Below are 15,014 nucleotides of genomic sequence, written 5' to 3' on the forward strand. Positions count from 1 at the left end.
GATAGCCTATAAAAGGCTATCCCTTTTTCTTTATATAATCATCTTTTAAAATCGAATATAGCTTTAAATTTTGATGCATCCCTTTTACGAGCATCCCCTTACGAATTGTACCTTCATACGTCATCCCTACCTTTTCCATTACACGAGCAGAGCCTATATTTTGTTCAAAACACCGTGCTTGGATACGGACTAACCCTAATTCCTCAAAACCGAACTTAACTACCTCATTTACCACCTCTGTCATGAGTCCCTTCTTCCAATAAGGACGAGCAAGCACGTAACCTATTTCTCCCACTTTATGTTTTTTACTATAAGAAACGTAGTCAATTGTTCCAATCAACTTGTTTTGATCCTTATCTATAATCCCTCAAAAGAATTTATCATCTAATGCCAAAATACTATCAATAAATTTTTTTGTGTCTTGTTCCGTTTTATGGCGATCCCATGACACATACATTGCTACTTCACTATCGGAACCATATTCAAACATATCATTCACATCTTGGGGACGAATTTCTCTTAACATGAGCCTCTTCGTATGTAAGGTTGGAACATATCTTTTTTCATTCTCCACTATAATCCCTCACTTTTTGAATATACCACCATTTTACCAAACATTAACAAAATACGGGATATAGTCTCCCTATGTAGCAACAATGAAATCTAATAGACAACAAATCGATAGAGCTAACTGTACTTAAAAACCTAGTGTAACTAATACACTAGGTTTGTTCAGTAGTATCTATATAGTTAAAAAATCTTGGGGAGATCATTAACTTATACCTTTTTTATTTATTGTTTTTTAAATATTTAATTGTTGCAGAGGCTAAAGTTTTTGCTCCAATCACGAGTGCATCTTCATCGATATCAAACTTCGGATGATGGTACGGGTAGATTAAGCCTTTTTCTTCATTAGCAGACCCAGTAAAGAAATATGTCCCTGGTACCTTTTGAAGGAAGTAGGAAAAATCTTCCCCTCCCATATTTGGAGGGATAGATACAATATCTTCTTTATTCACTACTGATTTTGCTGCATCTATTAGTAATTCAGTTGGCTCGGGATGGTTCCACGTTGCCGGAAACCCTCGGTCGTATTCGAATTTATAATCTGCTCCAGAAGCTTTACAAGTATATGCGACGATATCTTCCATCTGCTTTTCAATTTGGTTACGAATCTCTTCATCAAAAGTACGAACTGTTCCCTTAATAATTGCATTATGTGCAATAACATTAGGAGCTTCACCACTATGAAAAGCTCCAACCGTTAATACAGCTGATTTTAACGGGTCAACGCGACGACTAATGATTTGTTGTAAATTCCCAACAATTTGTGATCCAATTACTACCGAATCCTTCGTATCCTGTGGAAATGCACCGTGTCCTCCTACACCTTTCACTTCAATCTCAAAGCGGTCAGAGGCTGCAAGTATATACCCGTTACTATAAATCACTTTTCCTACAGGGAAATAGTTTTCCATATGCGTCGCGAAGATCACATCTACACCATCAAGACAGCCATCCTCAATCATACCAATAGCTCCGCCCGGGTTTTGTTCCTCAGCGTGTTGATGGATAAAAACAATATTTCCTTCCAATTGATCCTTATTTTCCGAAAATACTTTTGCTAATCCAAGTGCAATAGCTGTATGTGCATCGTGTCCACAAGCATGCATGACGCCTTCATTTTTAGACTTATAAGGTACATCATTTTGTTCATAAATCGGTAAAGCATCGAAGTCAGCACGAATAGCGACAGTTTTACCCGGTCTTTCTCCATGTAAGGTAGCGACGACTCCTCTACCTCCTACTTCCGTTTGCACATCAAGTCCCAGTCGCCGTTGGTATTCAGCTATCACCTGTGGTGTTCGAACCTCTTGAAAGGATAGCTCTGGATGCATGTGTAAATCTCTTCTTATATCAATCATTTCTTGATGAATTTCATCTAAACGTGCAAAGATTGCCTCTAACATATTTTCACCTTTCTATCTCTCATGACATGTTAAAAAATAAGCCCCTACGTAAGCAGGGGCGTTAAGCTAGTCATTTTACGTTGTTTTTTTTGTCATACGCTTCTGCATTTTTCCAAGTACTAAATCAGCAATGATTGCTAACAAAGCTGCTGGAATAGCACCAGCGTAAATCTTAATATTGTCACGACCATTTATTCCACTAACGATTTCTCTACCAAGACCATCTCCACCGATGTAAGGTGCAATGGATGCTACACCAACCGCGATAACAGCCGCTACACGAAGTCCTGCCATCATAAACGGTAGTGATAAAGGGATTTGAATTTTTGCTAATAACTGCATTGGTGTCATTCCAATACCAGTACCGGCCTCTAATATATGATTGTCTACTTCTTTTAAGCCTACGTATGTGTTCCGGATAATCGGTAGTAAGGAATATAAGAACAACCCTACGACTACTGTAGTAAATCCTAAACCGAAGTAAAGCATTAAAATAGCAAGCAAGGCTAAACTTGGAATGATTTGAAGAATATTTGCAACTGCCAAAATGACAGAAGCTAACTTTTCACTCTTAACACATAAAATCCCTAATGGAATCCCGACTACAACTGCAAGGGCGACTCCATAAACAACCATTAATATATGGTCAATTGTTAATTCTATTAGATGACTCCAGTTATTTCCCATATAAATAAAGATCTCAATCATTTGGTTAAAAAATTCCATGGTTTCACACCTTTAAAAGGTCATTATTGTAATAGACCGATTTCTTTTAGAAACTCTACCGCAACTTCTTGCTCATCACGTTTGTTAATATCTACTTCATAGATCAATTGAGTCATTGTTTGCTCGTCGATTTGACCAGTTAAAGAATCAATAGCTTCAGCAACTTCTGGTACTTCTTCTAGTACATCATTTCTTGCAACAAGTGATGCCGTATATGGTGGGAAGAAGTTCTTATCGTCTTCTAGTACTTTTAATCCTAGTTCTAAAATTTGTGGATCAACAGAATAAGCTGTAATAACATCTAATTCATTATTTTCTACACCTTCATACATTAACTCGATTTGTAGTCCACGTGCATCTTTAAATTCAAAACCATAATGTTCTTTAAATGCACGGTATCCGTCGTTTGGACGCTCTAACCATGATCCATCTGTTCCAAAACGTAATTGGTCAGCATGAGGAACTAAATCAGAAATCTTTTCGATGTTATTTGCAGCAGCAAATTCCCCATCAATTGTTACTGTATATTTGTTTTGGAAACCTAAAGAATCGTGCCATGTAAAGTCAAAGTGTTCAGCAAATAACCTTTGTGCTTGATCAAGTGTTACCTCAGGGTCTGTAGTAAATTCAAGCTCATCATCATCAAAGTGGTTATTGTAAACTTCTCCAGAATAAAGTGTTGCAATATGAAGTTCTCCTTGGTCCATTGCAGAAATTATTTGAGGACTTGCGGAAATATCCTTTTTAATGCTTACTTCAATATCAGTACGATCTTCAACTAAAGCTTCAACCATATGTGCCATGATTTTTGGATCTGTGTAAGTTTGCGTACCAATTTCAAGTTCTGTAATTTCTCCATCTCCATTACTTCCACATGCTGCAGCGAATAGTAGTGTTGTAGTTGCCATAACTGCTAATAATAGTTTTTTCATCTGTTAAAACACTCCTCAGTTTTTTTACATATTTTTCATCTTTATATTTTTATAAAATTAATTAGACGCTATTTATAAGCTACTGCCTTCTCTAATTTTCCCATTAAAAATTCTGCTAACAAAGCCATCAATACGGCCATAATCGTACCAGTAAAGATTAAAAATTTATCATTAAAACCTAAGCCCGCAATAATTAAACCACCAAGTCCTCCTGCGCCAATAACAGCTGCTATCGTTGTCCAGCTAATAATATATACAGTCGTAATACGGAGACCTGACATAATATATGGGAATGCTAATGGTATTTCAATTTGGAATAAACGTTGAAACGTATTGAAGCCCATTCCCCGTGCTGCTTCAATCACATCAGGATCCACTGATTCAATTCCGGCGTAAGTGTTTCGTAAAAGGGGTAATAAAGAATATAGAAATAGGGCAAAGATAGCTGGTTTCATGCCAATACCTAAAACAGGTATCATTATAGCTAACAGGGCGATAGTAGGAACAGTCTGGAATACATTCGCCGTATTAAAGATTACATTTCGAATGGCTTTAGTACGTATTTTAGTTAAATAAACTCCTAAAGGGATAGCTAGTAGAGCTCCCAATATAACAGAAACGAATGATATAGTTAGGTGCTGCATTGTGTATTCCATTATGGAGGAATATCGCTCCTGCCAAAATTCTATATAGTCTAGAATTAATTCCATTAGGATCCCTCATTTCCATCATTCATATAGAGGTCCGTCATCACTCTTAAAACTTCCTTACGTGTAATCATACCGACATACTGTTCTGAATCATCTACCACCGGCAGTTCATTTACATCATTGTCATTCATAATGTTTAGAACTGTTTTAAGAGATGAAGATTTATTAACCTTATGATTGATTGGTGTAAGGACATCGTGCACTTTCTTATTTTCTTGTAGAGAATTGGAAGCATTCAAAATAGTAACTTGTCCTTGGATCTTATTGTTTTCATCAACTACGGTTAATGAATGGATATTTTTCTCCCCCATAAGCTGAGCCGCCGACTCAAGTGACGAATCAAGGTCTAGAGTATCAGCATCATTAAGCATTACCGCTTCAACAGGTGGAATTGTCGTATTATTGCCCAGTCGTTCCGTACCAATAAATTCTTTTACAAACTCGTTGGCTGGATATTGGACAATTTCGTTCGGAGTTCCTTTTTGAACGATTTCTCCATCTTTCATTAAAATAATTTGGTCTGCAATTTTTAATGCTTCATCCATATCATGTGTAACAAAAACAATCGTCTTTTTAATTTCTTTTTGAAGTCGTACTAATTCATCTTGTAGTTGCTCACGACTAATTGGATCTAGGGCACTAAATGGTTCATCCATCAATATAATAGAAGGTTCTGCAGCTAACGCACGGATAACTCCAATTCGTTGTTGCTGTCCACCACTTAATTCAGATGGATAACGATTTTTATATACTTCAGGTTCAAGTCCAACCATGTCCAACAATTCATCTACCCGTTTTTCAATGCGCTCTTTATCCCATTTTAATAGTCTAGGGACAGCTGCAACGTTATTGTAGATTGTCATGTGAGGAAATAAACCGATATGCTGAATAACGTATCCAATACTACGACGTAATTCGATTGTGTCGATTGATGTAATTTCTTTATTGTTAATATAAATTTGGCCCTCTGTATAATCGATTAAACGATTTAACATTTTCATTGTCGTTGTTTTTCCACAACCACTTGGACCGATTAGGACATTAATTTCCCCTTCTTTGAACTCGAGGTTAATATTTTTTAATGCCTGAAACCCATCATCATAAATTTTTTGTACATGTTCTAAACGAATCAATTTGGTCACCCTTTTCTATTACTGCCATGCATGGTGAAACTAGATCGCTAACGTTCGACATTTTTCTTGTTGGCCACAACATTAATTATAGGGGGTCTCTTTACATATTCTCAAACCTCAAATAAACTTTATAAAGTGGATAAACAACGTAAACTTTTAAGTTTACGTTGTTTATATAGTTTACACATAGAATATCTCGATATATCTCCCAAATGTTAGCTAGTTTGCTAACTTTAGGTTTTCAGTCATAAATGTTACAGTAATAATAGTTAGAAAATATTAGGAAGTGATATTATATGGATAATAAAGAACGACTTGAAAATATTCACTCACGTATTGTTGAACAAATCGCATCAAACATGAAGGCTTATGGTGTCCCCTCCACTGTTGGACGTTTAATGGGGGCAATCTATTACAACCGAAAACCTATGAGTTTAGATGAAATGACAGAAGAGCTAGGGATGAGTAAAACTCGTATGAGTCAAGCAGTACGGGAACTTACGGAGCTTAATCTAGCTGAAAAAGTCTATGAAAAGGGAGTAAGGAAAGACATTTACACGGTTGAACAAGATTACTATCAAACCTTCATTAGTCTTTTTAGTTCTAACTGGCGTAAAGCGATTAATTCTAACCAAGCCTTTCGTCAAAAAATTGCGGTTGAGTTAAAAGAGATTATTGAAGATGATAATAGTGATGATGAAATAAAAGAAAAAGCTGAGCAGTATTTGAAGGAGAATGAGGAAATCTTCCAATTTTACGATTGGTTAGGTCGTTTAGTAGAATTTTTTGAATCCCACGAGGTTTTTGAGCACGTACCGAAAAATGTAAAAAAATAAGACCAACCTTTTGCGGTAACCATTAGAGAGTCCATTTTACAGTGGACTTTCTTTTTTTACGTATTCATAGTAGCGTAAACTGAATTCTATTTCTTTATTAGAAGATGATCTTGAACAACGATACCCTAAGTTAACAGGCATTGTCATTCCCTTTAATAAAATGAAAATAATCAGTAAAAAATCCCGCTATGGCAAAAGTCCATAGCGGGATTTTATATCATACTTTTTATGATGTTTAACCTTCTTATTCCACAGTTACACTTTTCGCTAAGTTACGTGGTTTATCAACGTCACAGTCTCGGTGAAGTGCAGCGTAGTAGGCAATGAGTTGCATCGGAATTACCGATACAAGAGGTGTTAGCAGTTCGTGAACTTGCGGTATAACGAACGTATCGTTATCTCGATCTAGTCCCTTCATACTTATAATACATGCATTTGCACCTCTTGATACAACTTCTTGCACATTCGCACGAATCGCATAATTTACGGATTCTTGTGTTGCTAATGCAACCACTGGAGTTCCATCTTCAATTAAAGCAATTGTTCCATGCTTTAATTCGCCTCCAGCAAATCCTTCTGCTTGAATGTAAGAGATTTCCTTTAATTTCAGCGCACCTTCAAGACCAACGTAATAATCAATTCCACGTCCGATAAAGAAAGCATTACGTGTTTCTTGTAAGAAATCTCTTGCAATACCTTCAATTGCTTCTTTTTGATCACACAATGCTTCCATTGTATTTGCAACAATCGCCAACTCTTGTAACGGGTTAAAATCTAATTCTAATCCTTTAGCCCTAGCAGTATCGACAGCTAAAATGGCTAATACTGCCATTTGTGCTGTATATGCCTTTGTTGAGGCAACTGCAATTTCCGGCCCTGCATGTAGATGCAGTGTATAATCAGCTTCACGAGAAAGGGTAGAGCCAGGCACATTCGTAATCGTTAAAGTACGGTGTCCCAGTTCTTTTATTTTCACTAAAACAGCACGACTGTCTGCTGTTTCTCCACTTTGTGAAATGAAAATAAACAACGGGTTATCAGATAACAGTGGCATATTATAAGAAAACTCACTTGCTACGTGTACTTCTACCGGTACTTTTGCTAAATTTTCAATGAGTTGTTTTCCTACTAAACCAGCATGATAACTTGTGCCACAAGCAATAATATAAACTCGATCACTACTCATCATAGCTTGACGAACATCACTATCTAGTTTGATTTCGTCTTGGTCATCTTGATACTCTTGAATAATTTTACGAATCACAAAAGGCTGCTCATCAATTTCTTTTAACATAAAGTGTGGGTATGTGCCCTTTTCAATATCACTAGCATCCAACTGTGCAACGAACGGTTCACGTTCTACACGTGTACCGTCTAATGTGCGAATTTCAATCTCATTACGACGTACAATAACACTCTCTTGATCCATTAATTCTACAAAACGATCGGTAACATGGAGCATCGCCAATGAATCACTAGATATAACGTTAAATCCATCACCAACTCCGACGAGTAATGGACTTTTGTTTTTGGCTACATAAATGGCTTCATCATTTTCTCGGTCAAGAACCGCAATAGCATATGAACCTTTTAAAAGGCCGATTGCTTCACGAAACGCTTTATCTACATCATTCAGATCATTGTTCAACTTTTCGATAAGTTGAACGACAATTTCTGTATCCGTATCACTATTTAGATTGACCCCTTGAAGATATTCGTCTCGAAGTTCTGCATAGTTTTCAATTACACCATTATGAACTAATGAAAAACGTTCAGAATTACTTACATGCGGGTGAGCATTTTCTTTGCTCGGTGCACCATGTGTTGCCCAGCGTGTATGACCAATTCCAATTGTTGACTTAACACCCTCATCAACGCTCTCACGTAAAGTTGCAATTCGACCCTTCACTTTAAATACATGACTTCCTTCATGATTTAAAACAGAGATTCCTGCAGAATCATAACCACGGTATTCCAGCTTCTCAAGACCTTTTAACAGTATTTCTTTCGTATCATTTTCTCCAATATACCCAACAATTCCGCACATCTTTGTTTTCCTCCTCTACACAGAGGGGCAAACAATTACCATCAGGCAGGGGCATAGTTTGCCCCTCTCTCGTGTTAGTCAATAAAATGTACACCTAATTTACACCCTTTGGTCAAAGAGTCGCCTCTTTGGTTTAAGTGCAAACGTTCGGTTGAGGTGTTGCAACCGGGAGGCATCCGCCGAAAACTCGATAAACCTCCACCTCGTCAACTATTTTCTTTCCGTCCGAAAATAGTCCTGGCGCTTTAGATAATGAAATATTCCCGATCCTCCTTTCCATTTTCTTGAATTACAAGCACTTTTCATTTTATCTGACCGCTACAATACAGTCAATGACAAATCATATAAGAAACAATACAATACAGTCAATGACAAATCATATAAGAAACAATACAATATAGAATATGCGCAGGTAACACCTAATGTGACACCTGCGCATATTTTTTAAAAACTATGTTTAACTTTGCGTAGCACCTAATTGTTGTTCAATGACGTCAACTACTTCATCAACATATTGATCACATTCCTCTTTTGTCGGTGCTTCAACCATCACACGAATTAAAGGTTCAGTACCTGATGCTCTTACTAACACTCGACCTTCATCGCCTAATTTTTGTTCTACAGTTTCAATTTTTTCTTGAATCACTTCATTATTTTCAACCGCTTTTTTATCGGTAACTCTTACATTTTTTAATACTTGAGGATATTTTGGCATTTCATCAGCTAATTCTGACAAAGGCTTTCCTGCATCCTTCAAGACATTCACTAGTTGTAACGCTGTTAGCATGCCATCGCCAGTTGTAATGTAATCTAAAAATATAATATGGCCGGATTGCTCTCCGCCTAAACTGTATTGATTTCGTCGCATCTCCTCCATTACATATCTGTCACCAACAGCCGTTTTTTGACTATACATGCCGTTCTTATTTAATGCTTTGTAAAAACCGATATTGCTCATTATTGTTGAAACAATTGTATCCTCATGGAGGCGTCCTTGCTCCTTTAAATATTTTCCGCAAATATAAAGAATGTGATCACCGTCTACAATTCGTCCCTTTTCATCTATAGCAATGAGCCGATCCCCATCACCATCAAATGCCAGCCCTATATCCGCACCCTTTTCCAGAACAAATTCTTTCAAGGTTTCTGGATGAGTAGAGCCTACACCTGCGTTAATGTTTAACCCGTCCGGTGATGTTCCTATCGTTGAAATTTCTGCCTCTAAGTCTGCAAATAAGTGAGGTGCTAAAGATGATGTGGAACCATTTGCGCAATCTAAAGCAATGTGCAAGCCTTCAAAGTCATAGTCAACGGTCTGCTTTAAAAATTGCAAGTATTTCTGTCCGCCCTCAAAATAATCATTCACTTGACCTAAATTACTACCTATCGGTCGAGGGAGTTCATCTTCTTCCGCATCGATAAATTGCTCAATTTCAGTCTCTTGATCATCAGTTAATTTAAACCCGTCAGAACCAAAAAACTTAATACCGTTATCCTCTACAGGATTGTGAGAAGCAGAAATCATAACACCTGCATCAGCACCTAGCGCTTTTGTTAAATAAGCTACACCTGGTGTTGAAATAACACCGAGACGCATTACTTCAGCACCAATTGACAATAAGCCTGCAGCTAACGCTCCCTCTAGCATATGACCAGATATTCTGGTGTCTCGCCCTATAAGTACCTTTGGTCTTTCTTCACCACTTTTGTTTTTTGTTAGCACATATCCACCATATCGTCCTATTTTAAACGCGAGTTCTGGAAGCAAATCTTTATTTGCAACTCCACGGACACCATCTGTTCCAAAATACTTACCCATTCTTATCGCTCCTTCACTGCAGTTGCGTTCTGTTATTATTTATTCAATTCGAATACGTGCATTTGTGTGATTTGGCTGGTATTCTATATTATTCGGTCCTTCTATTTGAATCGGCAACTCATGCTCTCCTCTTCCATATCCACCTACATCAACCGAAACAGAAAAATCCTCTGCCGTAATACTTTGTAGTTGACTGTTTGTACCGAACACCGTAATTGTGAAATGTTCTTTTTCAGGTTCCAGTAGTGTGATCGTATAATTCCCCTCATTTTCAAACTGGATATCAATGTCCTCAACTGTTTTCTCCTCAGTACGTTCAACATCTACAATGACACGTACCTTATTCGGTTCCATATGAACGACTCCAGTAGGTACAGGAATATTCGTTTCTAGTGTTCTATCTTCTGTAATTGTTGAAAGATCTACAGTTAAATTATCAATTTGCGTAATGTTTTGTATATCATTCTCTAAGCCATAAATTGTTGCATTTTCCGGTTTAACTTCGATTTTTTGTAAACTTAAACCTTCCTCTAATTCGCCTATTGTCTCAACTGAGATTGGTACGTTTTTACTTGTACCTTGGATTGGTACTTCAGCCCGGACAGTAGAAGGGTTTACATATACATTTAATTCATTACCTTGCCTGTCATATACTTTGACAGGTGCATTTCTTATTTCTACATCTTGAGAACCTTCTATACCCGCTAAATCAACAATTGCCTTCACAATTGTCACTTTGCCCACTTCTGACAATGAACCTGTTACTTCTACTTGATTTGGAGTCAAAGACGGTTGCCCAATTATGTAACGGTCTTTAATTTTCTCGTCATTTATATATTCAATGCCAACTAGGAAATCCCTCGTTGCTTTTTCTTCAATGGTTACTTCAATTGTACTTGGTTCTATTGAAACTGAAAGTTGATTAGACATACCGCGATGATGCACTTCCACTTCATGTGTCCCAGGCTCTAAGTCTTCTATATCAACAAAAACATCAAAGGACCTTTGTCTTACAGTAGGTGTAATAACACTTTTTGGTCCTTGTACTGATACAGACACGAATGCCGGTACACCATGCACAACATATTTTTCTTGATCCATATACACCTGTAGCGGCACATCATTCATTGTACCAATTTCATCTATACCTGCAGGAAAAAAAGTTCCATCCGTTCTAGAAACATTTTGTTGATCAAGACTTACAGCTGTATATAATAAAACTGCTAATATGAGCGATAACACTCGATTAAACCACGGTGATTTTAACCATTTATCCATTCTTCTTCCCCCTCCAGTTCCAATGTTTCATTGTAGGGGTTTTACTAATAGGATTCATTTCACTATTTAATAACTCTCTTAAAGCTTCTTCATTTAATTCCCGATACAATTCACCATTTTTAGTACAAGAAATGGAACCCGTTTCCTCTGAGACAGCGATAGTTAAAGCATCCGTAACTTCACTGATCCCTAATGCTGCCCGATGTCTCGTCCCAAGTTCTTTTGAAATAAAAGGGCTCTCTGATAACGGTAAATAGCAAGCTGCAGCGATTATTTCATTCCCTTTCACAATAACAGCACCGTCGTGCAGTGGTGTATTGGGAATAAAGATATTCGTTAAAAGCTCACTTGTAAGCCTTCCACCAATCGGTATCCCAGTCTCGACATAATCACCCATGCCGGTATCCCGCTCAATTGTAATCAGTGCACCGATTCGACGCTTACCCATATATGTTGTTGCTTTTATAATACCTTCAATCGTACCAGTAACCTCTTGCTCTTCCGAATATGTATTTCGAGCAAAAAATCTTCCTCTTCCAAGCTGTTCTAAAGCCCTTCTTAATTCAGGCTGGAACAAAATAATGACTGCCAGGAAACCCCAAGTTATGGCTTGTTCCATAAGCCACTTTATGGTTTGTAATTGAAATACACTACTTAAAAACCAAATGGCTAAGACAACAAAAATACCTTTTAATAATTGAACTGCCTTAGTCCCACGGATAAGCATGATCAATTTATATAAAATAAACCACACTAGGGCGATATCAATGATGATTCGTAAGAAGTATACGATATCTAATCCCCCATCAAGCATGTACACACTTCCTCTACCGTTGAATTAGTTACTCAATTTATACCAAAGTTTATTATATCATATTTTACCTTTTCGTTAGCATATCACAATGCAATCAACCCATTCAAAATATTAAAAAAAGCAACTATTATCAATGACAATAGTTGCTTTTTTATTTTATGAATTATAATAATTTTTCCCCAAACAATGAACCCATTAAGCCTACTGCTACAGTTGCCGTTTTATTTTTTTCGTCTAAGATTGGATTCACTTCAACAAATTCAGCTGAAGTGACTAAATTCGATTCAGCCAACATTTCCATAGCTAAATGACTTTCACGATAACTTAGCCCGCCAATAACAGGTGTTCCTACACCCGGTGCATCATGGGGGTCTAAGCCGTCTAAATCCAAGCTTAAGTGAACACCATCTGTATTCTCTTTTAAGAATGTAATCGCCTCTGTCATAACTTGGGTCATACCGATTTTGTCAATTTCGTGCATTGTATATACTTTAATTCCTTTTTCACGTATAAGTTCACGTTCTCCCTCATCTAAGGAGCGAGCACCTATTATAATCACATTTTCCGGTTTAACTTTCGGGTTTACTCCCCCGATATTGACAAGCTTATCATCCCCTAAACCCAGGCTCACAGCTAAGGGCATGCCGTGAATATTACCAGACGGCGATGTTTCTCCTGTATTTAGATCACCATGTGCATCGTACCAGATAACACCCAAATTGCGATAATGATTGGCCACTCCCGCAATAGACCCTATGGCTATACTATGGTCTCCACCTAAAATAAGGGGGAACCGATTTTTTTCAACAATTTTATTCACTGCATCTGCTAATGCTTCGCTCCCATGAGCAACCTCTCTTAAGTTACGTAAGTTCCCTTCACTAAGGTCTGGATGCCTTTGAGGGCGTTCTATCTCTAAATCACCTAGATCTTCTATATGTAACTGAAGCGCCTCCAGTCGTTCCACAACCCCTGCATACCTAATTGCACTTGGCCCCATATCTACTCCCCTGCGGTTTTGGCCTAAGTCCATCGGGACTCCAATTATCGAAATGTTTTTATTCATTGTTCCTCCTCCTTTGTCTACCTATATTGTAAGAATAGAAGGGGATGTGGTTCAACTCGACAAAAACTCGTATATATATACGAGTTTTACTACTAAAATAATTTTGATAATGACTAGCGATAAGAAGAGTATTAGACACGCCAAGGCAGTCAAAACGACACGTTTACTTATTAGAAATACATTATAAATATAAGGTGGAAGAAACATAAGGGTTTACAGGGCAGCTTTTTTAAACTAAAAAAGACTGTCTTTTGAAAGACAGTCTAATAATTGATATGTATGGTGGAGCCTAGCGGGATCGAACCGCTGACCTCCTGCGTGCAAGGCAGGCGCTCTCCCAGCTGAGCTAAGGCCCCAGTATTTCAGTTTCGAAGCGGAAGACGGGATTCGAACCCGCGACCCCCACCTTGGCAAGGTGGTGTTCTACCACTGAACTACTTCCGCAAAATGATGAGCCATGGAGGATTCGAACCTCCGACCCTCTGATTAAAAGTCAGATGCTCTACCGACTGAGCTAATGGCTCTAAATAAAAATGGCTGGGCCAGCTGGATTCGAACCAGCGCATCACGGGACCAAAACCCGTTGCCTTACCGCTTGGCTATGGCCCAACATTAAATGGTGGAGGGGGAGAGATTCGAACTCCCGAACCCTGAGGGAGCGGATTTACAGTCCGCCGCGTTTAGCCACTTCGCTACCCCTCCATATATAATAATTACTGGTGCCGGCCAGAGGACTTGAACCCCCAACCTACTGATTACAAGTCAGTTGCTCTACCAATTGAGCTAGGCCGGCGAATGGTGGAGGATGGCGGGCTCGAACCACCGACCCCCTGCTTGTAAGGCAGGTGCTCTCCCAGCTGAGCTAATCCTCCAATATGACCCGTACGGGATTCGAACCCGTGTTACCGCCGTGAAAGGGCGGTGTCTTAACCACTTGACCAACGGGCCGTTGGCAAACAATTATGTTATTTCTTCAAAACCGACGAAATATATTATATAACATACAAACTGAAAAGTAAAGGGTTATTTTTTATTTTTTTCATCATTGGAAAGGAAGTGCCATTAAAAAAGAGCTGATATCCAAATGAGGATAATCTGCTCAACCCACCTACTCCTCAAGAGCTTCCAGCCGGGCTTGAACCGGCGACCTCTTCCTTACCATGGAAGCGCTCTACCACTGAGCTATGGAAGCAAATGGCTCCACCGGCAGGATTCGAACCTGCGACCAATCGGTTAACAGCCGATTGCTCTACCACTGAGCTACGGTGGAATATACATAATCTGACAATACAATGAGATGTATATTCTCGACTTTTATATCGACAGCATACATCTAAGAATTACTATGCCCGGCAGCGTCCTACTCTCGCAGGGGAAGGACCCCAACTACCATCGGCGCTGGAGAGCTTAACTTCTGTGTTCGGAATGGGAACAGGTGTGACCTCTCCGCCATCGCCACCGGACTTACAGGATGTTTCATCCTTATTAAGGTTTGCTATTATAATGAAAAACACCTTCAAAACTAGATAAGAAGAAAATTCGCATTGATGAACTTACGTTCATTTTAGATAAAGTTAAGTCCTCGATCGATTAGTATCCGTCAGCTCCACATGTCACCATGCTTCCACCTCGGACCTATCTACCTCATCGTCTCTGAGGGATCTTACTCACTCGAAGTGATGG

At 38.4% G+C, this 15,014-nt stretch carries 11 protein-coding genes, 10 tRNA genes, 2 rRNA genes and 1 pseudogene; 1 reads left to right on the forward strand and 23 read right to left on the reverse strand.

Annotated features, from left to right (window positions below; all coding sequences use genetic code 11):
- Nucleotides 1-16: 16 nt before the first annotated feature.
- From NLW78_RS15035 to NLW78_RS15060, 6 genes and pseudogenes are all read right to left on the reverse strand, one after another.
- Nucleotides 17-526: pseudogene (locus NLW78_RS15035) on the reverse strand (GNAT family N-acetyltransferase).
- A 262-nt stretch (nt 527-788) separates the two neighbouring features.
- Nucleotides 789-1,970, reverse strand: coding sequence for a M20 metallopeptidase family protein (locus NLW78_RS15040; protein ID WP_254497968.1), 1,182 nt, complete (start codon nt 1,968-1,970; stop codon nt 789-791).
- A 75-nt stretch (nt 1,971-2,045) separates the two neighbouring features.
- Entirely contained in the window at nt 2,046-2,696 is a 651-nt protein-coding gene (locus tag NLW78_RS15045; protein WP_254497969.1) for an ABC transporter permease, read from the reverse strand.
- 23 nt (nt 2,697-2,719) lie between these two features.
- Nucleotides 2,720-3,628, reverse strand: coding sequence for a glycine betaine ABC transporter substrate-binding protein (locus tag NLW78_RS15050; RefSeq protein WP_254497970.1), 909 nt, complete (start codon nt 3,626-3,628; stop codon nt 2,720-2,722).
- Between the two features lie 68 nt (nt 3,629-3,696).
- Nucleotides 3,697-4,338, reverse strand: coding sequence for an ABC transporter permease (locus NLW78_RS15055; RefSeq protein WP_254497971.1), 642 nt, complete (start codon nt 4,336-4,338; stop codon nt 3,697-3,699).
- Nucleotides 4,338-5,471 (reverse strand): betaine/proline/choline family ABC transporter ATP-binding protein, encoded by a 1,134-nt coding sequence (locus tag NLW78_RS15060; protein WP_254497972.1) that lies wholly within the window; start codon nt 5,469-5,471, stop codon nt 4,338-4,340. The genes NLW78_RS15055 and NLW78_RS15060 overlap by 1 nt, the downstream gene beginning before the upstream one ends.
- 296 nt (nt 5,472-5,767) lie before the next feature.
- Between NLW78_RS15060 and NLW78_RS15065 the strand changes: the two genes are divergently transcribed.
- Nucleotides 5,768-6,307, forward strand: coding sequence for a GbsR/MarR family transcriptional regulator (locus NLW78_RS15065; RefSeq protein WP_254497973.1), 540 nt, complete (start codon nt 5,768-5,770; stop codon nt 6,305-6,307).
- Nucleotides 6,308-6,551: 244 nt separating this feature from the next.
- Here NLW78_RS15065 and glmS read toward each other — a convergent pair whose 3' ends face one another.
- The 17 genes from glmS to NLW78_RS15150 all read right to left on the reverse strand — a co-directional run.
- Complete coding sequence (glmS, locus tag NLW78_RS15070; RefSeq protein ID WP_254497974.1) at nt 6,552-8,354, reverse strand: glutamine--fructose-6-phosphate transaminase (isomerizing); 1,803 nt, start codon at nt 8,352-8,354, stop codon at nt 6,552-6,554.
- Nucleotides 8,355-8,811: 457 nt separating this feature from the next.
- A complete protein-coding gene (glmM, locus tag NLW78_RS15075) occupies nt 8,812-10,173 on the reverse strand; it encodes a phosphoglucosamine mutase (RefSeq protein ID WP_254497975.1) in 1,362 nt (453 codons plus the stop codon).
- Nucleotides 10,174-10,212: 39 nt separating this feature from the next.
- Complete coding sequence (locus tag NLW78_RS15080; protein ID WP_254497976.1) at nt 10,213-11,451, reverse strand: CdaR family protein; 1,239 nt, start codon at nt 11,449-11,451, stop codon at nt 10,213-10,215.
- Nucleotides 11,444-12,265 carry a diadenylate cyclase CdaA gene (gene cdaA, locus NLW78_RS15085; RefSeq protein ID WP_254497977.1) on the reverse strand — a complete coding sequence of 274 codons (822 nt, stop codon included), beginning with the start codon at nt 12,263-12,265 and terminating at the stop codon, nt 11,444-11,446. The genes NLW78_RS15080 and cdaA overlap by 8 nt, the downstream gene beginning before the upstream one ends.
- Before the next feature lie 163 nt (nt 12,266-12,428).
- On the reverse strand, nt 12,429-13,331 hold the full coding sequence (gene rocF / locus NLW78_RS15090) for an arginase (protein WP_254497978.1): 903 nt from the start codon (nt 13,329-13,331) through the stop codon (nt 12,429-12,431).
- Between the two features lie 280 nt (nt 13,332-13,611).
- Nucleotides 13,612-13,687, reverse strand: a tRNA-Ala gene (locus NLW78_RS15095).
- A 16-nt stretch (nt 13,688-13,703) separates the two neighbouring features.
- Nucleotides 13,704-13,775 (reverse strand) — tRNA-Gly (locus NLW78_RS15100).
- Between the two features lie 7 nt (nt 13,776-13,782).
- A tRNA-Lys gene (locus tag NLW78_RS15105) sits at nt 13,783-13,855 on the reverse strand.
- Between the two features lie 10 nt (nt 13,856-13,865).
- Nucleotides 13,866-13,940, reverse strand: a tRNA-Gln gene (locus tag NLW78_RS15110).
- An 8-nt stretch (nt 13,941-13,948) separates the two neighbouring features.
- Nucleotides 13,949-14,033: transfer RNA gene (locus NLW78_RS15115), tRNA-Tyr, on the reverse strand.
- Nucleotides 14,034-14,048: 15 nt separating this feature from the next.
- Nucleotides 14,049-14,124 (reverse strand) — tRNA-Thr (locus NLW78_RS15120).
- Nucleotides 14,125-14,127: 3 nt separating this feature from the next.
- A tRNA-Val gene (locus NLW78_RS15125) sits at nt 14,128-14,203 on the reverse strand.
- 4 nt (nt 14,204-14,207) lie between these two features.
- Nucleotides 14,208-14,279: transfer RNA gene (locus NLW78_RS15130), tRNA-Glu, on the reverse strand.
- Nucleotides 14,280-14,451: 172 nt separating this feature from the next.
- Nucleotides 14,452-14,523: transfer RNA gene (locus NLW78_RS15135), tRNA-Thr, on the reverse strand.
- 3 nt (nt 14,524-14,526) lie between these two features.
- Nucleotides 14,527-14,601: transfer RNA gene (locus tag NLW78_RS15140), tRNA-Asn, on the reverse strand.
- Between the two features lie 77 nt (nt 14,602-14,678).
- Nucleotides 14,679-14,794 (reverse strand): 5S ribosomal RNA (rrf, locus tag NLW78_RS15145).
- A gap of 107 nt (nt 14,795-14,901) precedes the next feature.
- Nucleotides 14,902-15,014, reverse strand: a 23S ribosomal RNA gene (locus NLW78_RS15150); the annotation flags it as partial.

This window comes from Salirhabdus salicampi, assembly GCF_024259515.1.
Classification (GTDB): Bacteria; Bacillota; Bacilli; order Bacillales; family Alkalibacillaceae; genus Salirhabdus_A; species Salirhabdus_A salicampi.